General features: G+C 72.4%; 21 protein-coding genes. 15 read left to right on the top strand and 6 right to left on the bottom strand.

What is annotated here, in order from left to right:
* Positions 1-13 precede the first annotated feature (13 nt).
* Complete coding sequence (locus CWN80_RS15870; protein WP_007929627.1) at positions 14-145, top strand: putative transporter small subunit; 132 nt, start codon at positions 14-16, stop codon at positions 143-145.
* A 77-nt stretch (positions 146-222) separates the two neighbouring features.
* Here CWN80_RS15870 and CWN80_RS11925 read toward each other — a convergent pair whose 3' ends face one another.
* Together CWN80_RS11925 and CWN80_RS11930 are read right to left on the bottom strand one after the other, a co-directional pair.
* On the bottom strand, positions 223-1,176 hold the full coding sequence (locus CWN80_RS11925; RefSeq protein ID WP_128277331.1) for a hypothetical protein: 954 nt from the start codon (positions 1,174-1,176) through the stop codon (positions 223-225).
* 82 nt (positions 1,177-1,258) lie between these two features.
* Complete coding sequence (locus CWN80_RS11930; protein WP_007929625.1) at positions 1,259-2,494, bottom strand: MFS transporter; 1,236 nt, start codon at positions 2,492-2,494, stop codon at positions 1,259-1,261.
* A 163-nt stretch (positions 2,495-2,657) separates the two neighbouring features.
* On the opposite strand from CWN80_RS11930, the gene CWN80_RS11935 reads away from it, so the two are divergent.
* From CWN80_RS11935 to CWN80_RS11965, 8 genes are read left to right on the top strand one after another with little or no spacing between them, the layout of a single operon-like run.
* Positions 2,658-4,154 carry a pyridoxal phosphate-dependent decarboxylase family protein gene (locus CWN80_RS11935; protein ID WP_007929622.1) on the top strand — a complete coding sequence of 499 codons (1,497 nt, stop codon included), beginning with the start codon at positions 2,658-2,660 and terminating at the stop codon, positions 4,152-4,154.
* Entirely contained in the window at positions 4,151-5,482 is a 1,332-nt protein-coding gene (locus CWN80_RS11940) for a lysine N(6)-hydroxylase/L-ornithine N(5)-oxygenase family protein (RefSeq protein WP_128277332.1), read from the top strand. The genes CWN80_RS11935 and CWN80_RS11940 overlap by 4 nt, the downstream gene beginning before the upstream one ends.
* Entirely contained in the window at positions 5,479-7,866 is a 2,388-nt protein-coding gene (locus CWN80_RS11945; protein ID WP_007929621.1) for a GNAT family N-acetyltransferase, read from the top strand. Before CWN80_RS11940 ends, CWN80_RS11945 begins: the two co-directional genes overlap by 4 nt.
* Positions 7,863-9,761, top strand: coding sequence for a penicillin acylase family protein (locus CWN80_RS11950; protein WP_192899862.1), 1,899 nt, complete (start codon positions 7,863-7,865; stop codon positions 9,759-9,761). The genes CWN80_RS11945 and CWN80_RS11950 overlap by 4 nt, the downstream gene beginning before the upstream one ends.
* Positions 9,758-10,270: a GNAT family N-acetyltransferase gene (locus tag CWN80_RS11955; RefSeq protein ID WP_007929610.1), complete on the top strand. Its 513-nt coding sequence runs from the start codon at positions 9,758-9,760 to the stop codon at positions 10,268-10,270. Before CWN80_RS11950 ends, CWN80_RS11955 begins: the two co-directional genes overlap by 4 nt.
* Before the next feature lie 49 nt (positions 10,271-10,319).
* Complete coding sequence (locus tag CWN80_RS15570; RefSeq protein WP_169330623.1) at positions 10,320-10,487, top strand: hypothetical protein; 168 nt, start codon at positions 10,320-10,322, stop codon at positions 10,485-10,487.
* A 29-nt stretch (positions 10,488-10,516) separates the two neighbouring features.
* Positions 10,517-11,824 carry a glycoside hydrolase family 15 protein gene (locus CWN80_RS11960; protein ID WP_007929604.1) on the top strand — a complete coding sequence of 436 codons (1,308 nt, stop codon included), beginning with the start codon at positions 10,517-10,519 and terminating at the stop codon, positions 11,822-11,824.
* A gap of 25 nt (positions 11,825-11,849) precedes the next feature.
* Positions 11,850-12,362 (top strand): GyrI-like domain-containing protein, encoded by a 513-nt coding sequence (locus CWN80_RS11965; protein WP_007929603.1) that lies wholly within the window; start codon positions 11,850-11,852, stop codon positions 12,360-12,362.
* 6 nt (positions 12,363-12,368) lie between these two features.
* Here the strand turns inward: CWN80_RS11965 and CWN80_RS11970 are convergent, their stop codons facing one another.
* Positions 12,369-13,214 carry an SDR family oxidoreductase gene (locus tag CWN80_RS11970; protein ID WP_202865245.1) on the bottom strand — a complete coding sequence of 282 codons (846 nt, stop codon included), beginning with the start codon at positions 13,212-13,214 and terminating at the stop codon, positions 12,369-12,371.
* A gap of 2 nt (positions 13,215-13,216) precedes the next feature.
* Positions 13,217-13,531, bottom strand: coding sequence for a hypothetical protein (locus CWN80_RS11975; protein WP_128277350.1), 315 nt, complete (start codon positions 13,529-13,531; stop codon positions 13,217-13,219).
* A gap of 261 nt (positions 13,532-13,792) precedes the next feature.
* On the opposite strand from CWN80_RS11975, the gene CWN80_RS11980 reads away from it, so the two are divergent.
* Both CWN80_RS11980 and CWN80_RS11985 read left to right on the top strand, forming a co-directional pair.
* Entirely contained in the window at positions 13,793-14,971 is a 1,179-nt protein-coding gene (locus CWN80_RS11980) for a thiolase family protein (protein ID WP_202865246.1), read from the top strand.
* Positions 14,971-15,720 (top strand): enoyl-CoA hydratase/isomerase family protein, encoded by a 750-nt coding sequence (locus CWN80_RS11985; RefSeq protein WP_007929599.1) that lies wholly within the window; start codon positions 14,971-14,973, stop codon positions 15,718-15,720. Before CWN80_RS11980 ends, CWN80_RS11985 begins: the two co-directional genes overlap by 1 nt.
* Positions 15,721-15,729: 9 nt before the next feature.
* Here the strand turns inward: CWN80_RS11985 and CWN80_RS11990 are convergent, their stop codons facing one another.
* Entirely contained in the window at positions 15,730-16,236 is a 507-nt protein-coding gene (locus CWN80_RS11990; protein WP_007929598.1) for a DUF4395 domain-containing protein, read from the bottom strand.
* A 74-nt stretch (positions 16,237-16,310) separates the two neighbouring features.
* On the opposite strand from CWN80_RS11990, the gene CWN80_RS11995 reads away from it, so the two are divergent.
* Together CWN80_RS11995 and CWN80_RS12000 are read left to right on the top strand one after the other, a co-directional pair.
* The gene (locus CWN80_RS11995) at positions 16,311-16,703 is read left to right on the top strand and encodes a hypothetical protein (protein WP_007929597.1); all 393 of its coding nucleotides are present in this window, start codon (positions 16,311-16,313) and stop codon (positions 16,701-16,703) included.
* Between the two features lie 10 nt (positions 16,704-16,713).
* Entirely contained in the window at positions 16,714-17,181 is a 468-nt protein-coding gene (locus tag CWN80_RS12000; RefSeq protein WP_040881727.1) for an aminoacyl-tRNA deacylase, read from the top strand.
* Between the two features lie 292 nt (positions 17,182-17,473).
* Here the strand turns inward: CWN80_RS12000 and CWN80_RS12005 are convergent, their stop codons facing one another.
* Positions 17,474-18,232 (bottom strand): SDR family NAD(P)-dependent oxidoreductase, encoded by a 759-nt coding sequence (locus CWN80_RS12005; RefSeq protein ID WP_128277335.1) that lies wholly within the window; start codon positions 18,230-18,232, stop codon positions 17,474-17,476.
* An 80-nt stretch (positions 18,233-18,312) separates the two neighbouring features.
* On the opposite strand from CWN80_RS12005, the gene CWN80_RS12010 reads away from it, so the two are divergent.
* Together CWN80_RS12010 and CWN80_RS12015 are read left to right on the top strand one after the other, a co-directional pair.
* Complete coding sequence (locus CWN80_RS12010; protein WP_128277336.1) at positions 18,313-19,272, top strand: methylenetetrahydrofolate reductase; 960 nt, start codon at positions 18,313-18,315, stop codon at positions 19,270-19,272.
* A gap of 88 nt (positions 19,273-19,360) precedes the next feature.
* A partial coding sequence (locus CWN80_RS12015; RefSeq protein ID WP_128277337.1) for a CE1758 family FMN-dependent luciferase-like monooxygenase occupies positions 19,361-20,193 on the top strand: 833 nt, incomplete at its 3' end.

Below are 20,193 nucleotides of genomic sequence, written 5' to 3' on the forward strand. Positions count from 1 at the left end.
CGGAAGGATCCCCATGTCGATCACCGCACTCACCGCCTACGTCCTCGTCTGGCCGGTCATCGTGGCCGTCATCCTGACGATCATCTGCGTCGCCTTCTACAAGGAGTGGCGCGCCGCCAAGGACGAGGGGCGCAAGATCATCTGACCTCGGCCACGGCATGACGAAGGGCGGGTCCGCACCGTAGTGCGGGCCCGCCCTTCGTCATGCCGGGTGGAGCCGGGTCAGGGGGCGACGGGGCGCCCCTGCAGGTGGCGCCACGTGTAGGCGACGGCGATCGTCATGACCGGGCCCAGCACGATGCCACCGAGGTAGCAGGTGCAGACGGTCGCGATGATCGCGACGACGCCGAGGAGGCAGAGGAGCAGGTTTTCGGCGAGGTTGTCCTTGACGAAGGTGAAGCTCGCCGAGATGGCGTCGGTCGCGCTCTTGCCGTCGAGGACCGCCGCGTTGGTGTAGTAGAGGAAGAAGGTCACGACGATCGCACCGACGCAGAAGACGATGAGGCCGGCCAGCGTGGCGACCGCGACGAGGATGCCCGCCAGGAGGGCCTGACCCCAGGGGATGCGGTTGAAGAGCTGACCGATCTCGACCCGACCGGTGTCGACGACGTCGAGCGCGCCGCGCATGATCGCCAGGCCGACGATCCAGCCGAAGAGGCTGGACAGCAGGCTGCCGACGAGCTCGAGCAGCGAGGAGCCGAGGCTGGCCTCGGGCGTCGGGGTGTCGGGGTCCCACGAGGGCGCCGAGAAGATCTCGAGACCGCCGCCCATGAGGTTGAAGAGGAACTGCACGCCAACGGTGACGACGAGCAGCAGCAGCCCCAGCACGAGGAAGACGCCCACGTGCTGGCCGAACGTGCGGAAGCCGTAGACGATCGCCTCGATCGGGCTGTACGGGGCGGCGAAGCCCCCACCGGGCGGCACCGGCGGCATCCCACCACCACCGGGCGGCATGGGCGGCATCCCGCCACCGGGGCCACCGGCGGGCGGCTGGGACCCGTAGGGCGGCTGGCTGCCGTAGGCCGGCTGCGACCCGTACGGCGGCTGGGAGCCCTGCGGCGCACCCGTGCCCGGAGCGGGCGGGGTGCCGTACGGCGGCTGGCCGCCGGTGGGCGTGCCCTGCCCCTCGGGTGGCGGCTGGTTCGACGGGTACGGCGAGGAGGGCGGATAGCTCATGGGGGTCATGCAATCGACATCTGCCGCCGACAGCAAGCGACTCGCACGGGGAGCACTCCCCCGCGCGTGCGGGCGCCGGGCGTCAGGAGACCCCGTGCCGACGCTGGTGCCGCAGGCCGAGCGCGGTGCCGACGAGGACGAGGGCGATCGACGCGACGAGCACCCCGAGGTAGCCGATCCACACGGCGGCGGTGAGGGCGAGGGCCGCCGCGACGAAGGACATCGCCAACGCGAAGGAGGTGAGCGTCGTGAAGTCGGTGCCGGCCGAGTCGGGGCGGGCGAAGTCCATGTTGATCGTGTAGACGACGACATTGGCCACCGCGTAGGCGGCCATGAAGGCGCACAGTGCGATCGTCGTCCACACGGTCGACGCCTCGCCGAGGGCGAGCGGCACCAGGCCGAGGGTGGCGACGGCGAGGAGCACGCCACCGAGGACGAGGACGCGACGACGACCCCAGCGGCTGACGAGCGCACCCGCGCCGAGCGCCGAGAGGACGGCCGGTGCCGAGGCGATCGCGCCGGAGACGACCCCGATCTTGGTCAGCGACCAGCCGGCGTCGACGAGAGCCGGCGAGACGATCGCGTAGCCCACGGCGGCCCCGATGTAGTAGAGCGGGACGACGACGAGCACCCAGCTGCGGCAGCCCTGCTGGGCGAAGACCGAGAGGAGCTCGCGCAGCCCGGCCCGGCGCACCTGCACCTCGCGGGTCGGCTCGCGGAAGCCGATGACGACGCCGAGGGCCGCGGCGGTGAGCAGAGCCAGGAGCAGGATCGCGGGCACCCAGCCCCACCGGTCGTAGACGACGACGGCCAGGCCGCCGCCGACGACGCTGCCGAGGTAGTTGCCGCCGACCTGGATCCCGTTGCCGATCCCCCGACCGGAGTCGGTGAGGAGGCGGACGGCGAGCGCGTCGGCGGCGATGTCCTGCGTGGCGGAGAAGAGGACGAAGAGCGCGCAGATCGCGAAGACCGGGCCGAGATGGTCGGCGGGGGTGGCGAAGGGGGTGAGCGCCAGCAGCGTGATGACCAGGCCGAGCTGCAGCGGGATGAGCCAGGAGCGGTAGTGGCCGACCCGCCGGCTGCCGAAGCGGTCGACGAGCGGCGCCCAGAGGAACTTCAGCGGCCAGATGAGCCCGATCGTCTGGAGCATGCCGAGCGTCGCGAGGGAGGTCCCGCCGTCCCGGAGGATCGCCACGAGCCCGATCGTGAGGAAGCCCACACCGAGGTACTGGGTGAAGTACAGGGCGGTGATGAGCCGGAACCGCTCTGCGCCAAGGGTTTTGGCGTCTTCAGTGGCCGTCGGGGCAGTGGTCGTCACGGGGTTCTTCCTCGCGCTCGTGGGCAGGTGCCCGGGTAGGGGTCATCGCGCATCGGCGGTGATGCGCAGCGTCGCGATCTCGACGAGCGAGGTCGGCGCACGGCAGTTATGTTAGGCCAGCACTACCTAAGTTAGGTATCCCTTACTTCTAGGAGCATGCTCGGTGAACCCCCACCTCCTGACGCACGAGACCGCCGACGACTACGTCCGCGGCATGGCGCGCGTGACGCAGCTCGTCGCGCGGCACCTAGCCGCGGACGCCCCGTCGACCGGGGCGACCGTCGCCGACCTCACCCCCGCCGTGGAGGGTGTCGACCTCGACCGGCCCGCCTCCGACCTCGACGCGGCGCTGGCCGAGGTGACCGACATCTACCTGCGCGACGCCATCTGGTTTCACCACCCCTCCTACGTCGCCCACCTCAACTGCCCCGTGGCCCTACCGGCCGTCCTCGCCGAGGGCATCATCTCGGCGGTCAACACCTCCGTCGACACGTGGGACCAAAGCGCCGGCGGCACGCTCGTCGAGCAGCGCCTGATCCGCTGGACCGCCGGCCGCATCGGCTTCGGCGAGGGCGCCGACGGCGTCTTCACCAGCGGCGGCACGCAGTCCAACCTCCAGGGCCTGCTCCTCGCACGCGGCGAGGCGGTCCGCCGGGTCGGGCCCGACGCCACGCTGCGGATCCTCGCGACCGAGCACAGCCACTTCAGCGTCATCAAGGCCGCCCGCATCATGGGGCTGCACCCGAGCGCCGTCATCGCGGTGCCGACCGACGCGACCGGCGGCATGTCCGTCGCCGCCCTGGCGAGCGAGCTCGACGGCATCCGCGAGCGTGGGGAGACGGCCATGGCCGTCGTCGCGACCGCGGGCACCACCGACCTCGGCGTCATCGACCCGGTCGCCGCCATCGCCGACCTCGCCGCCGCCCACGACGCGTGGCTGCACGTCGACGCCGCCTACGGGGGCGGGCTGCTCGTCTCCCTTCGTCGCCGGCACCTGCTCGCCGGCATCGAGCGGGCCGACTCGGTGACCGTCGACTTCCACAAGACCTTCTTCCAGCCGGTGAGCTCCAGCGCGATCGTCGTGCGCGACGGGGCCACCCTCGCCCACGTCACCCACCACGCCGACTACCTCAACCCGCGGACCGCGGTGACCCCCAACCAGGTCGACAAGTCGCTGCAGACGACGCGCCGCTTCGACGCGCTCAAGCTCTGGCTGACGCTGCGGGTCACCGGCGCCGACGCCGTCGGCGAGATGTTCGACGAGGTCATCGACCGCGCCCACGAGGTGTGGGAGGTGCTGCGGGAGGACGACCGCTTCGAGGTCGCCGTCGAGCCCGTGCTCAGCACGGTCCTCATGCGCTACCGGCCGAAGGGGGTGGGCGTCACCGAGGCCGACTCGCTCAACCCCCGTATCCGGCACGCCCTCCTCGACGACGGGTCGGTCATGGTCGCCGGCACGACGATCGAGGGGCGGTCGTGGCTGAAGTTCACCCTGCTCAACCCGCAGACCCCCTTGGCGCACCTGCTCGGGATCCTCGAGACGATCGCCGCCACCGGAGAGGCGCTGCTCGCCGCCCTTCGAGACGGCGCTGGCGCGCCTCCTCAGGAACCGGTCCACCTCGACGAGCTGAGCCTCGCGGAGCTGGAGGTGGCGCGATGAAGGTGCACGACTTCGTCGGCATCGGCCTGGGGCCCTTCAACCTCGGCCTGGCCGCCCTGACCCACGACCTGCCCGACCTCGACGGCGTCTTCCTCGAGGCGCGGGACGAGTTCAGCTGGCACCCCGGGATGATGCTCGAGGGCGCGACCATCCAGGTGCCCTTCATGGCCGACCTCGTGACGATGGCCGACCCGACGAGCCGCTTCAGCTTCCTCAGCCACCTCAAGCAGATCGGGCGGCTCTACCCGTACTACATCCGCGAGAGCTTCTACCCGCTGCGCGCCGAGTACGACCAGTACTGCCGCTGGGTCGCCGACCAGCTCGACACCATCCGCTGGGGCCACGAGGTGACCTCCGTCGAGCGCGAGGCCGACGGCACCTACGTCGTCACCGCTCGCCTCGGCGACGGGACGGTCACCTCCCTTCGCGCTTATCATGTGGTGCTCGGCATCGGCACCGAGCCGACGCTCCCGCCCGTCGCGGAGGGCCTCGGCGGACCCGTGACCCACTCCGCGCACTACCTCGAGCACCGAGCGGCCCTGCAGGACCAGGGGTCGGTGACCGTCATCGGCAGTGGGCAGTCCGCCGCCGAGATCTACCTCGACCTGCTCGAGGGCATCACCGAGCACGGCTACCACCTGACGTGGATCACCCGCTCGCCGCGCTTCTTCCCCATGGAGTACACGAAGCTCACGCTCGAGATGACCTCGCCGGAGTACGCCCGCTACTTCCGCGAGCTGCCGATGGAGCGGCGCGACGTGCTGCTGCGCGCGCAGCGCAACCTCTACAAGGGGATCAGCGGCGACCTCGTCGACCAGGTCTACGACACCCTCTACCGGATCCGCGTCGAGACCGGCGCACCCGTCCCGACGACCCTGCTCACCAACAGCGAGGTGCGCGAGGCGAGCTGGGACGCCATCTCCGGGCGGTACACGCTCGGCGTGCACCACGAGGAGCAGGACGCCGCCGTGCGGGTGACGAGCGAGGGCCTCGTCCTCGCCACCGGCTACCGCCCCCGGACCCCCGCCTTCCTCGAGCCCGTCGCCGGACGCATCCGGCGCGATGCCCGCGACCGCTACGACACCGGGGCCGACTACAGCGTCGACCTCGACGGCAGGATCTTCGTGCAAAACGCGGAGGAGCACACCCACTCCGTCCTGGCCCCCGACCTCGGCATGGGCGCCTACCGCAACTCGGTGATCATCAACGCCATGACCGGCCGCGAGGTCTACCCCGTCGAGGAGCGGATCGCCTTCCAGCACTTCGGGGTCGGTGAGATCGACTCCCCCGTGGTGGAGCCCGTGCGCGCCGAGGCGGTGGCGCGATGACCCCCTTCGCCCTGCTCACGCCCGTCGGCCGCGTGACAATCGAGCCGGTCGTCCCCGCCGAGCACGCCGACCTGCTGCACGACTGGGTGACCCACCCCAAGTCGGCCTTCTGGGGCATGCAGGGGTACACCCCGGAGCAGACCCGGGCGGCCTTCGACGAGATCGACGCCGACCAGCACCACGACGCCTGGCTGGGTCGGGTCGACGGCATCCCGACCTTCCTGACCGAGACGTACGACCCGGCGCACTCCGTGCTCGCCGCGCACTACCGGGTCACCCCCGGTCAGCTCGGCATGCACGTGCTCGTCGCGCCGACCGACACGCCGGTGAGCGGCCTGACCTCGCAGGTCTTCCGCGCGGTCATGCACTTCTGCTTCCGCGACCCCGCGACGACCGAGGTCGTCGTCGAGCCGGACGCCCGCAACCACGCGATCCACGCCAAGAACGCCGCCGCCGGCTTCGTCGTCGACCGCCGCATCTCGTTGCCGGACAAGCAGGCCCTGCTGAGCTTCTGCACCGTCGCCGACTTCGCGGCCAGCGAGCTGGAGCGGGGCACGCAGGAGCTGCCGAGCCCCGACGTCGCCCACCTCGAGCCGGGCGTCATGGCCCGCGCCCACCGGCACGTCGCGGCCAAGGCCATCGGCGAGTTCACCCACGAGCGGCTCCTCGAGCCCGAGCCCACGGCGGACGGGCGGTGGACGATCAGCGCCGGGGCGGCCCGCTACACCTTCTCGGCCACCCGGCACGCTCTCGAGCACTGGCGGGTCGACCCGGCGAGCATCGAGCGGACCGTCGACGGGAGCCCGACCGAGGTCGACGCCCTGGTGGTCGTCTCCGACCTGCACGAGGACCTCGGCATCCCCGACCACCTCCGCTCGACCTACCTCGAGGAGCTGAGCGGGACCCTCGCGAGCCTGGCCTTCAAGTGGCACCACGGGCGCCGCACGAGCCGCGACCTCGTCGACGCCGACTTCCAGACCATCGAGTCGGCGATGACCGAAGGGCATCCCGCCTTCGTCGCCAACAACGGTCGCATCGGCTTCTCCGCCACCGACCACGAGGCCTACTCGCCGGAGGCCGGCGCCGACGTGCGCATGCAGTGGATCGCGGTGCGGCGCACCGTCGCCCACCTCTCCCTGGCCGACGGCATGACGGAGGAGGACCTCTACGCGGGCGAGCTCGACCCGGCGGACCGGGAGCGATTCTCCCTTCGTCTCGAGGCGAAGGGGGTCGACCCCGCCGACTACCTGCTCATGCCGGTCCACCCGTGGCAGTGGGACCACAAGCTCGCGGTGACCTTCGCCGCCGACATCGCCCGCCGCGACGTCGTGCACCTCGGCACCACCCACGACCGCTACCGGGCGCAGCAGTCGATCCGCACCTTCTTCAACACGAGCCGGCCCGAGCGGCACTACGTCAAGACGGCACTGGCGATCCAGAACATGGGCTTCCTGCGCGGCCTCTCGCCGACGTACATGGCGGCCACGCCGGCGATCAACGACTGGGTCGCCGGCGTCGTCGCCGCCGACCAGGAGCTCGCCGACTGCGGCTTCAAGGTGCTGCGCGAGGTCGCGGCCGTCGGCTACACCGGCGACGCCTACCACCAGCTCGGCTCGCCCAGTGCGCACACCAAGATGGTCGCCGCCCTGTGGCGCGAGTCGCCGGTGCCCAAGCTCGCTGCGGGAGAGCGCCTCCAGTCGCTCACCGGGCTGCTCCACCGCGACGCCGAGGGCACGGCGCTCATCACCGAGCTCATCGCCGCCAGCCCGATCGGTGCGACCGAGTGGGTGCGACGGATGCTGCGGGCCTACCTGCGGCCGGTCGTCCACTGCCTCGGCGTGCACGACCTCGCCTTCATGCCGCACGGCGAAAACCTCATCCTCGTCCTCGAGGACCACGTGCCCACCGGCGTCTACATGAAGGACATCGGCGAGGAGGTCGTCGTCATGTCCGACCGCGAGCTGCCGCCCGAGGTCGAGCGCATCCGGCACGTCCTCGACCCGCAGGTGCAGTCGCTGTCGGTGCTCACCGACGTGCTCGACGGGGTGCTGCGCTTCGTCGCGGAGATCCTCGCCGACGACGGGGTGCTCACCGGCAAGGACTTCTGGGGCCTCGTCGCCGAGTGCATCACCGAGCACGCGGCCGACCACCCGCGAGCGGCCCGGCTCGACCTGCTGCGGCCGACCTTCGAGCACTCCTGCCTCAACCGGCTGCAGCTGCGCAACACGCTGCAGATGGTCGACCTCAGCGATCCCGAGGGATCGCTCATCCGGGTCGGGGACCTCGACAACCCCCTCCACGCCGCGACCCTTCGAGACGGTCGCTTCGCGACCTCCTCAGGGAACGTCGGCGGCGGCAGCGTGAGCAGGGACGTGGCCGGGTGACCCGACGCTGGCGGGTGGAGCGGGATGCCCACGGCATCCCGCTCTGCTGGGGGGAGACGCTCGAGGACCTCGCCTTCGCCCAGGGTCGGTCGGCCGCTGTCGACCGGGCCTGGCAGATCGAGGTGGAGCGGCGGCGGTCCGAGGCGACCTCCGCCGCCCTCCTCGGGACCTCGGACTGGGACGACTTCGCGACCCGGGCCGACCTGCCCGGCATCGCCCGTGCAGCCGTCGCCGACCTCGACGACGACACCCGCAGCTGGCTGCACGCCTACGTCGCGGGGGTCAACGACGGCCTCGACGAAGGGGGCTCTCGCGCACCGGAGTTCGCTGCCACCGGCACCCAGCCGCAGCTCTGGGAGCCGTGGTCGCCCGCCGGGGTCTTCCTCGTGCAGCACGTGCTCATGGGCAACTTCGGCCACCTGCTGTGGCGGCGGCACGTGCGCGCCCAGCTGGGCGACGACGCCCTCGACCTGCTCAGCCACGAGGGGGTGCCGCTCGGCGGCAGCAACGCGTGGGCGCTCACCGGGTCACGCACCGCCACCGGCGCGCCGATGATCGCCGCCGACCCGCACCGAGTGCTCGAGGCGCCGGGGATCTACCAGCAGGTGCGGCTGACGACGCCGCAGCTCGACGTGCTCGGACTCGCCTTCGCCGGCGTGCCGGGCGTACCCCACTTCGGCCACACCGGATCGGTCGCGTGGGCGGTCACGCACGCCATGGCCGACTACCAGCAGATCGCCCCTGACGCGGATCCGGTGGTCCCCCACCCGATCTCGCCCGCCGGCCTCGACGGCGACATCGGACTCGCGGCGATGCGTCGGCTGCTCCTGGCCCGCACCGTCGACGACGTCGACGCCGCCCTCGACGGCTGGGTCGAGCCGGTCAACGCCGTCGTCATCGCCGGTGCCGACGGTCGGGTGCGCGAGCGCGTCGCCGGCCGCCTCGTGAAACCCGCAGTGGATGCGCATCTCCCTAGGGAAATGCGCACTCAGGTCGGCCACATGGGCACGGTGGCGGCGCCCCCGGCGCGGCGGGACCTCACCGTCGGCGAGGTCGTCGTGCACGCGAACGACCGCCGGCCCTCCGTCACCGACCTCGGCGAGGAGTTCGCCGCACCGCACCGGGCGCAGCGGATCACCGAGCTACTCGGCGAGCGCACCACGTGGGACACCGCCGGCCTCGCGGCGGTCCAGGTCGACACGCGGCTCGGCTCCTGGCCGACCTACGCTGCCCTGCTCGACGGGGTCGCGGCCACCGGACCCGCCGAGGAGCTGCGCCTGCGGCTGCTCGCCTGGGACGAGCACATGGACGCGTGCAGCCACGACGCGGCCCTCTTCGCGAGCTGGCGCACCGAGCTCGTGCTCGCCGTCGCCGCCCACCCCCGGCTCGCGCCGATCCACGAACCCGCAGGTCTCGCAGCGCTCTTCGCCCCCTGGGTCGACCCCGTGGCCCGGGTCGGCGCCGGGATCGAGCGGATCGTGCACGTCGGGCGCGACTGGGGCCTGCCCCTCGACGACCTCGCCGTCCAGGCACTCGTCCGGGTCGCCCAGGCCCCCGCCGACGACCGGACGTGGGGGGAGCGGCACGTCGCCCCCTTCGTCCGGGCCGAGCACACCGCGGCCCCCGCCTCGGGACCGCTCGGTGGCGACGGCGACTGCGTGCTCGCCACCGCCGCCGCCCCCGGTCTGAGCGACCTGTGCTGGCGGGGCCCGGCCGCCCGGCTCGTCTGGTCCCTCGGCGGACCGAGCGGCTGGGCCGTGCCGCTCGGCGCCGCCGGCCCGGCCACCTCACCCCACGCCCACGACCAGCACGGGCTGTGGCGCGACGGTGACCTCGCCGACGTCGCCACCCCACGACCCCAGCCGCAGTCGACCGACGAGCAGGAGACCCGATGACCGACCTGACCTTCCGACCCCTGCAGCCCGAGCAGGACGCCCCGCTGATCCACGGGTGGGTGACCCACCCGCGCGGGCGCTTCTGGGGCATGGGCGACAAAAGCATCGAGGAGATCCGCGACGTCTACGCCTTCGTCGACTCGCTCGAGGCGCACTGGGCGTGGATCGGGAAGGTCGAGGGACGGCCGGTGGCGCTGCTGCAGACCTACGAGCCCGAGCACGACCCGATCGCCGAGGCCTACGACGTGCAGCCCGGTGACCTCGGCGCGCACGTCTTCGTCGCGCCGGGGGAGGACCCCCTCGCGGTGGGCGCCGGGATCTTCGCGTGGGCCTTCGCCGACCCGGCCGTGCAGCGGCTGGTCGGCGAGCCCGACGCTGCCAACCGGGCGATCCTCGAGCGGCTGCGGCAGACCGGATTCGAGCTCGGCGAGCAGGTCCGCATCGGGGACAAGGACGCCCGGATGGTCTACCTGACGCGGGAGCGCTTCGCGTCGCTGCTGCAGGTCTGACCACGCCCGACCGTGGACAGGCGTCGCGAGCCGCCGCCACACTGACCGCATGGGGACACGTACGCCCGCGCTCGTCGCGGTGATCATCACCATGGCCTTCGGCCTCGGCTTCGCCTTCTTCGACACGGTGCCGCGCTGGTACCCGGTGGGCGGCGGCATCCTCGTCGCCGCCGCCTGGGTCGCGGTCGGCATGGCGGGCAACCGACGGCGCACCTGAGCCGCGCGACCGCTCGGTAGCGTGAGGGGATGACCGAGCCCTCAGGCCACCCGACCCGGCGCAGCTTCGTCGCCGGGTCGATGGGTGCGGCCGCCCTGACGGCCACGGCCACCGGAGGCATCGGCCTCTACCGCACCCGCCACGAGGTGCCCGCGTCGTACGGGCTCACCGTCGCGATGCAGACCTCGCAGGGTCCGTGGCGGCAAACCCGCCGGCTCGTCGAGACACCCGACCTCGAGCGTCTGCTCCCCGACTCACGGGTCCTCGTCGGCCCCGAGCAGGGGCCGCTGCTGGAGGCCGAGGAGGAGTGGCTCGCCGGCCTGAGCCTGCCCGGGCACGTGGCCGGCACCCCGCGCGACCTCGCCCGCCAAGCCGCCCTCGACCTGTGGGTGCTCTCCGCGGGACTGCCCCTCGCCGTCGCCGGGTGGTCCCCGATGTGGCGTCACGCGTGGCCCCGCGACACGGCGCACGTGGCCGTCGCCCTCCACCGCCTCGGCGACGCGAAGGGGGCCACCCGCCAGCTCGCGACCCTCGCCTCCCGCGTCGGCCGGGCAGGGCGGATGCAGGCCCGCTACGCGCTCGACGGCGGCACCCCGGACGACCGGCCCCCGCAGGACGACGGCTTCGGCTGGGCGCTGTGGGCAGCCGGCTCGACGGCCGACTCGTGGCGGGGCACCTCCCACGCGTCGGCGATCGAGGGCTTCGTGCGGCACTGCGCCACCACGGCACTCGGCCGGCTCGCCTCGGACGGGCTGCCGCTCCCTTCGCCCGACTACTGGGAGCTCGACGAGGGGCAGCTGACCCTCGGGACCGCCGCCCCGGTCCTCGCCGGCCTCGAGCACGCCGCGACCCTCCTGCCGGACCGGCTCGGCGAACGCTGCGCCGCAGCGGCGCTGCACCTCGACCACCAGGTGCACGCGACCTTCGGCATGCGGGGCTGGCCCCGTCGGATCAGCGGCGGCGCGAGCGACACCGCGATCGCCTGGCTGCTGCCGCCCTACCGCACGGCGCCACCACGCGAGGCGGACATCCGGGCCGCGCTCGACGACGCCGCCCGCCAGATGGCCCGGCCCAACGGCGGCTACGCCCCCGGCGGCGACTGGCGCGACGACGGCGTCGCCTGGACCCCCGAGACGGCCGTGCTCGCCGGCGCCTGGGCCACGAGTCCCACGACCCGCGAGCGCGCGGTCGAGACCCTGCGCTGGCTCGCCGAGCACCGCACGTCGGCCGGGTCGCTGCCCGAAAAAGTCCTCGACGACGGCTCCCCCGCCGGCCCGTCGCCGCTCGCGTGGACCGCCGCGGTCACGCTCACCGCCGCGGCCGACGTGGCAGGCTGACAGCACACCGACGCAGGAGGCACCCGTGACCGACACCCCCACCTACCTCCGACCGCCCCACGAGGGCGTCAGCTATCTCGTCACCCAGCAGATCCCGACCGTGGTCCGCCTCGCCCAGGACGTGGCTCCCGACGGGATGCCCGCGATCTTCGACGAGACCTTCACGGCGCTCGTGCCCGCGCTCGCCGAGGCAGGCGTGCAGATCGCCGGGCCCGCGATCTCCCTGCACCACCGCATGCCGGGGGCGACGATGACCTTCGAGGCCGGCTTCCCCGTCGCCGCGCCGCTCGACGGCCAGCTCGAGGCGGGTGGCATCACCTTCCTGCCCTCGAGCATGCCGGCGACGCAGGTCGCGACGGTCTCCCACCTGGGCGGGTACGACGGTCTGGGGGACGCGTGGGGCCGATTGATGCAACAGGTGGCGGCCGACGGGCACCAGCCGGCGCTGCCCTTCTGGGAGGTCTACGTCACCGAGCCCTCCCCCGACCTGGACCCCGCGACGCTCCGCACCGACCTGGTGCTGCCCTACGAGAGCTGAGCGGCCTCAGCGACCCGCGGCGAGCACCTCGCGCAGCGGCGTCGCCGGGTGCCCGGTGAGCGCCTCGACGTCGCCGGTGACCTCGGCGTGCTCGCCGGCGGCGACCGCCGTGTAGGTCGAGATCCAGCCGGCGACCTCCCAATCAGGAGCGTCGTAGACCGCCCGTGAGGCTCGGGCCTCGTCGAGCGTCTCGTCGACGTAGGTCACCTCGCGGCCGCTCGCCTCGCCGACGATCGTCGCGATCTCGGTGAAGGACAAGGCTGCTGGCCCCGTCAGCGTGTAGGTGCGGCCGGCGTGGGCGGCCGGGTCGAGCAGCACGGCAGCAGCGGCGTCCGCGATGTCGTCCTGGGCCACGACGGCCACCCGGCCGCTGCCGCCGGGTCCGCGGATGACGCCGTCGTCACCCACGAGCCCCGGCATGAAGTCGGCGTAGAAGGAGTCGCGCAGGAAGGTCCAGGTCAGGCCCGTCCCACGGATCGCCGCCTCCGTCACCGCGTGGTCGCGGGCGAAGGTGAAGGTCGACGCCGCGCTCGCCCCCTGGAAGGAGAGGTAGACGAGGTGCCGCACCCCGGCGGCCGCGGCCGCCTCGACGAAGGTCAGGTGCTGCTGCACTCGGTCGGCCGCCTCCGACGCGGAGACCATGAAGGCCGTCTCGACCCCCGTGAGGGCCTCGCGGACGGCCTCACCGTCGGCGAAGGGGGCCACGACCGCTGTCGCACCCGGCAGATCCGGTGCCCGGTCGGGGTCGCGGACGAGGAGGCGAAGGGGGACCCCCTTCGTCGCGAGGCGGTCGGCCACGCGGCCACCGATGCGACCGGTCGCCCCGGTGAGGGCGATGGGAGCCGTGGCCACGGTCAGCGCCGGTCGGACAGGGCGTAGGACGCGGCAGCCGAGGCAGCGGCGACGCCGAGGACGGCCGGCCAGGCGCCGACCTTCTTGGCCAGCGGGTGCGAGGCGCCGAAGCCCCCGAGGTAGATCGCCGACAGCGCCGCGGTCGTCGCCGGGTCGGTCTTGGCGAGCCAGCTGCGACCGGCGAGCAGACCGGCCGCGCCGAGGACGACTCCCCCGAGCGGACGGATGCCGCTCTCGCGGGCCGTGAGGTATCCGCCGATCAGCCCGAGGGCGGCGACGGGTGCGGTCTGGACGCTCTCTGCGCTGCGAAGTGCCATGCGGACAGGCTACGACCGCCCTTCGAGACGGTCGCGGGGCGACCTCCTCAGGGACCGGTGAGACGGTCGCGGGGCGACCGCCCACGCGGGACGTGGGACCCACTCAGGGACCGGTGAGACGGTCGCGGGGCGACCGCCCACGCGGGACGTGAGACCCACTCAGGGACCGGTGAGACGGTCGCGGGACGACCTCCTCAGGGACCGGGAGGGGCGTGGTGGGATGCTGACCTCCGAACGCACCCACCGACCACGGAGCAGCTGATGAGCACCGAGAAGATCGTCGTCGTCGACGGCGCCCGTACCCCGACCGGAAGCTTCGGCGGGATGTTCAAGGACGTGCCGGGCTTCGAGCTCGGCGCCGAGGCCAGCCGGGTGGCGCTGCAGCGCGCCGGTGTCGCGGGCGAGGACATCTCCGAGGTCGTCATGGGCTGCATCGGCCAGGTCGGCCCCGACGCCTACAACGCGCGTCGCGTCGCCGTCACGGCCGGCCTGCCGACCAACGTCCCCGCCTACACGGTCAACCGCCTGTGCGGCTCGGGCCTGCAGGCGATCTGGTCCGCCGCGATGGAGATGCGGTGGAACGACCTCGACTTCACCCTCGCCGGCGGCGACGAGTCGATGACCCGGATGCCCTTCTACGACTTCGGTGCCCGCAGCGGCTACAAGCTCGGCAACCGCCAGTTGCAGGACGGCACCGTCCTCATGCTCACCGACCCCTTCCACGGCATCCACATGGGCGTCACGGCGGAAAACGTCGCGAAGAAGTACGGCGTCTCCCGCGAGGAGCAGGACGAGTTCGCCCTCGAGTCGCAGCGCCGCGCGGCGACCCCCGAGGCGCAGGCAGCCTTCGCCGAGGAGATCACCCCCTTCGAGGTCGGGGGCCGCAAGCCCTTCACCGCCGACAAGGACGAGCACCCCAAGCCCGACACCACTCTCGAGACCCTGGCCGGCCTCCGCCCGGCCTTCGCCAAGGACGGCTCGGTCACCGCCGGCAATGCCTCGGGCATCAACGACGGCGCTGCCTCGGTCGTCCTCGGCCGGGAGTCCGCCGTCGCCGAGCGCGGCCTCACCGGGCTCGTCAGCCTCGAGGCGGTCACCACCGCGGCGATGGAGCCGGAGCTCATGGGCTACGCACCGACCCACGCGCTGCGGGCGCTCTTCGACAAGACGGGGACCTCCCCTTCGGACATCGGGTCGATCGAGCTCAACGAGGCCTTCGCCTCGCAGGCCGTCGCCGTCATCCGCGACACCGAGCTCGACCCCGCGCGCGTCAACCCCTACGGCGGCGCGATCGCCCTGGGCCACCCGGTCGGCGCGACCGGCGCGATCCTCACCCTGCGCCTGGCCAAGGACATGGTCCGGCGCGACCTCGAGCTCGGCATCGTCACCATGTGCATCGGTGGCGGCCAGGCCCTCGCCGCGATGTTCCGGCGGATCTGATGGCCTCCGTCGAGTACACCGTCGTCGACGGCGTCGCCCACATCGAGCTCAACCGCCCGGAGGCGGCCAACACGCTCGACATGGCGCTGGGTGTCGCCCTGCGCGAGGCCGCCGAGCGGGCTGCCGAGGACGAAGGGGTGCGCGCCGTCGTCCTCAGCGGTGCCGGCAAGCGCTTCTGCGGGGGCGGCGACATCGCCTCCTTCGCCGACTCGCAGGACACCGCGGGTGACCTCTACGAGCTCGCCGTCGCCGGGGACGCCGCGGTCGCCGCGCTCGAGGCGCTCGACAAGCCGGTGGCGGTCGCCGTGCACGGTGCCGTCGCCGGCGCCGGGCTGGGCATCATGCTCGCCGGCGACGTCGTCATCGCGGCCGAGGACACGAAGTTCGTCGTCGCCTACCCCAAGATCGGGCTCAACCCCGACTGCGGCACGTCGACCCTGCTGCCGCTGGCGATGGGTCGGCAGCGGGCGCTCGCCTTCGCGCTGCGTGATCAGCCGCTGTCGGCCGACGAGGCCCGCGAGCAAGGCCTGGTCGCCGAGGTCGCCGCCGACCCGCTGGCCCGGGCCCGTGAGCTCGCGGCCACCTGGGCCGCCGGACCGGCCGGCGCCTACGGCCAGACCCGACGACTGCTGCGGGCAGGCTCCCTTCGCTCTCGTGAGGAGAGCGGTCGGGACGAGGCGGAGACGATCCGCGCCCGGGCATCGCTGCCCGAGACGCAGGCGCTCTTCGACGCCTTCCTCGGGCGCTGAGCCGGCGGCTCAGGCCGTCGTCACCGGCTCCTCGACGGCCGGGCGGCGACGGGTGATGTCGGCGCAGGCCTCGCAGGTCTCCTCGGGGATGATGCCCAGCCGCATGAGGTGACCGAAGGCCCAGCAACCGGCGCAGAAGCCGAGCGCTGCCTCGAGGGTCGCGAAGACGACGAGCACGCCGAGGACGATCCCCGCGGCGGTGTGCAGGCCGAGACCGAGGGCGAGGACCGCCGCGGTCGTCGAGAAGGCCAGACCGATGCCCTGGGCGAAGCGCTTGGGCGGCCCCGGCGTCAGCACCGGCTGCCCGAGCCGAGGAGCGACGACTCGCATCGCCAACCAGCCGAGAGGGCTGAGCCGGGGCCCGGCGAGCACCCGGCCGAGGAAGCCCAGCCCGAGCGGCACGAGCAGCCACCACCATCCGGTCACGAGCGTCAGCACGCTGATCGCGACGACACCGGTGGCGACCGTGCGCGCCGCCTTGTCGTTGACCGGGTTGGGGAAGTCAAAGAAGGCCATGCCCACAATCATAAGTCTGCGTTTGGACAGACATAACGTCGTGTGATGTGTGCGCGCTGGCAGGATGAGGCGTCATGCGTTCCGTGACCCACCTGGTGACCGTCGTCGAGCTCGACGACGGAACCAACGGCCCCCGGTCGATGTCCGTGTCCGCACTCCACCTGGCCGTCCTCGACGACGGCACCCGACGGATCCTGCTCGACGATCGGGGCTGGAGTGAGTGGGGCCCGGACGGCCTGTGGGAGCGCATGACCATCGAGGAGATCGCCGACACGGCCGTCACCGTGGTCGGCCCGGACGAGCCCCACGGCGACCTCACGCACGAGGACATGGAGCAGGATCACTGGGACTTCCTGGCGGAGCGGCTGCGGGCGCAGGGCGTGGCGGCCGATGCCGCCGAGATGCGCCGACTCCCCCACGAGGTCGAGCTGGGCCAGCGCCTGAGTGCGCGACTCGGACGGTCGTAGGCTGCCGGTCATGGACGGTGGCACCCGCGCAGCACAGGCCCTGGACGACAGCGGTATCGAGCACACGATCACCCGGCACGGCATGGTCCGCTCCCTCGAGGAGGCGGCCGCAGCCCGCGGGGTCGAGCCACACGACATCATCAAGACCCTCGTCGTGCGAAGGGGGGAGGGCGACCACCTCTTCGTCCTCGTCCCGGGCGACCGGCAGATCTCCTGGCCGAAGCTGCGCGCGCTGCTGTCGGTCAACCGGATCTCCTTGCCCGACAAGGAGATCGCCCGCGAGGTGACCGGCTACGAGCGGGGGACGATCACCCCCTTCGGCTCGCTGCAGGCACTGCCCGTCGTCGCCGACGAGACCGTCGCCGGCCGCACCGTCTCCATCGGCGCCGGCGCCCACGGCGTCGCCGCCACCCTCGACGCCGACGCCATGCTCGCTCACCTCGACGCCCAGGTCGCGGACGTCACCGACCCCGCCTGACCGGCCCTTCGAGACGGCCGCGGGCGACCTCCTCAGGGAACGGTGAGGGGCGGCGCAGGGTGGGGGTCGGCCCGACTCATGGAAAAAGTCCCGACCCTGCTACGCCCGGTGAGGCGTGTGCGACAGGAGTCGGGACTTTTCCTCAGGACCACCCCCAGCCCTGTGCTCGCGGCCCTTCGAGACGGGCGCGGGGCGCCCTCCTCAGGGAACGGGCAGACGGGCGCGGGGCGCCCTCCTCACGGAACGGGCAGACGGGCCGCGGGGCGCCCTCCTAGGAGACCGAAGCGCGAACTCAGCGAGGAGCCATGCGCAGCGAGCCGTCCATGCGGATGACCTCGCCGTTGAGGTAGTCGTGGTCGATGATCGACAGCGCGAGCTGGGCGTACTCGTCGGGGCGGGCGAGACGCTGCGGGAAGGGGACTCCCTTCGCCAGGCCCTCGCGGAACTCCTCGGAGACGGTCGCGAGCATGGGGGTCTCGACGATGCCGGGAGCGATGGTCATGACGCGGATGCCGTACTGGGCGAGGTCGCGGGCAGCGGGCAGGGTGAGGCCGACGATGCCGCCCTTGCTCGAGGAGTAGGCGGCCTGGCCGACCTGGCCGTCGTAGGCCGCGATCGAGGCGGTGTTGATGATGATGCCGCGGGCGCCGTGCTCGAGGGCCTCGGTCTGGGAGATCTTCTCGGCGGCGAGCGTCAGCACGTTGAAGGAGCCGACGAGGTTGACCTGGACGACCTTGGCGTAGAAGGCCAGGTCGTGCGGGCCCTTCTTGCCGAGGATGCGCATCGACGGGCCGATGCCGGCGCAGTTGACGACGGTGCGCAGCGGCACGCCGGCGCCGGCGGCGGTGTCGACCGCGGCCTGGACCTGCTCGGGGTCGGTGACGTCGACGGCGACGTACTCGACGCCGTCGACCTGCGGGGCGCCCTCGATCGAGGCCGGCAGGTCGAAGGCGAAGACGCGCGCACCGCCCGCGGCGAGCGCAGCTGCGGTCGCTGCGCCGAGGCCCGAGGCTCCTCCGGTGACGATGGCGGCGGTGTCGGTGATCTGCACGGTGCTCTCCTCGAAGGGGGACGGTGTCCGGGTATCGGGCCGAGCCTAACCAGTGGCCGATCCCCGGTTACGGTGCCCGCATGAGCGAGCTCCCTGCGGAGGAATCCAAGCCCCCCTCCCCCGGCGACTTCCCTGCCGCGGTGCGCAACCCGCGCGAGGTCCTGCTCTTCGGCATCACCCCGCCCCGCGCCGAGACCGCCCCCGAGCGGATCAGCGAGATCGCCGCTCGGACCCTCGCCCGCGCCGAGGCCCTGCCCGTCGACGCCCTCGTCCTCTACGACATCACCGACGAGGCCGACCGCAACGCCGCCCCCCGACCCTTCCCCTTCGCCTCGATGCTCGACCCGGGCGACTACCTCAGCGAGCAGCTCGCCGGCTGGGACCGGCCGGCGATCGTCTACCGCGCCGTCGGCAAGTACCGCGAGGACGAGCTCGCGGACTGGCTGGCCGCGGCGCCGGACAACGTCCTGACTGTCTTCGTCGGCAGCTCGAGCAGCGATGCCGAGGTGAACACGACCCTGCCCCGCGCGCTGGAGCTGCACCGCGAGGTGCGGCCGAGCCTGCCGCTGGGTGGCGTGACGATCCCCGAGCGCCACTCCGGCCGCGGGGACGAGCACGAGCGACTGCTGCGCAAGCAGCACGCGGGCGCCGGCTTCTTCATCAGCCAGATCGTCTACGACATCGGCGCGGCCAAGAACCTCGCCTCCGACTACCGCTATGCCGTCGTCGAGGACGAGCTCGACCCGGCGCCCCTGATCTTCACCCTCTCGCTGTGCGGGTCGGATAAGACGCTGAGCTTCCTCGAGTGGCTCGGCGTGCGGGTGCCCAGCTGGGTGCGCAACGAGATCGTCCACGCCGACGACCCGCTGAAGTGGTCGCGCCAGCACGCGCTCAACGCCGCCCGCGAGCTCACCGACTTCTGCCGCTACCTCGGCATCCCCTTCGGCTTCAACATCGAGTCCGTCTCCAGCCGGCGGGTCGAGATCGAGGCCGCAGAGGAGCTGACCCACGAGGTCGCGGCCCTGCTCGACCGGGTGTAGCCGGCCCACGACGACCACCCGGGAATGGATCCCGGCCCCACGCCGTTAGGATAATTGACGATTCAATAATCCAGCAGGAAGCGCGGCAATGCAGTTCGGACTCTTCTCCGTCGGCGACGTGACGATGGACCCCACGACCGGTCGCACGCCGAGCGAGGGCGAGCGGATCCACGCGATGACGCAGATCGCCCTGAAGGCCGAGGAGGTCGGACTCGACGTCTTCGCCACGGGTGAGCACCACAACCCGCCCTTCGTCCCCTCCGCGCCGACGACCCACCTCGCCTACATCGCCGCCAAGACCGAGCGCCTCAAGCTCTCGACCGCGACGACCCTCATCACGACGACCGACCCGGTGCGCATCGCCGAGGACTACGCCTTCCTCCAGCACCTGTCGGGCGGACGCGTCGACCTGATGATGGGCCGCGGCAACACCGGCCCGGTCTACCCGTGGTTCGGCAAGGACATCCGCCAGGGCATCCCGCTGGCGATCGAGAACTACCACCTGCTCCGTCGCCTGTGGCGCGAGCAGAACGTCACGTGGAAGGGCCAGTTCCGCACGCCCCTGCAGGGCTTCACCGCCACTCCTGCGCCACTGGACGGCGTCGCCCCCTTCGTCTGGCACGGCTCGATCCGGTCCACCGAGATCGCCGAGCAGGCCGCCTTCTACGGCGACGGGTTCTTCCACAACAACATCTTCTGGAACATCGAGCACACCGCCCAGATGGTCGGCCTCTACCGCCAGCGCTTCGAGCACTACGGCCACGGCGACGCCAACCAGGCGATCGTCGGGCTCGGCGGGCAGGCCTTCATGGCCGACACCGAGGCCGAGGCCAAGCGGGTCTTCCGCCCCTACTTCGACTGCGAGCATCGTGACTGCGCCACCACCTGGGGTCTGACCCTTGCTTATGACCGGCCCTGCGG

This window comes from Janibacter hoylei PVAS-1 (genome assembly GCF_004025845.1).
GTDB classification, from domain to species: domain Bacteria; phylum Actinomycetota; class Actinomycetes; order Actinomycetales; family Dermatophilaceae; genus Janibacter; species Janibacter hoylei.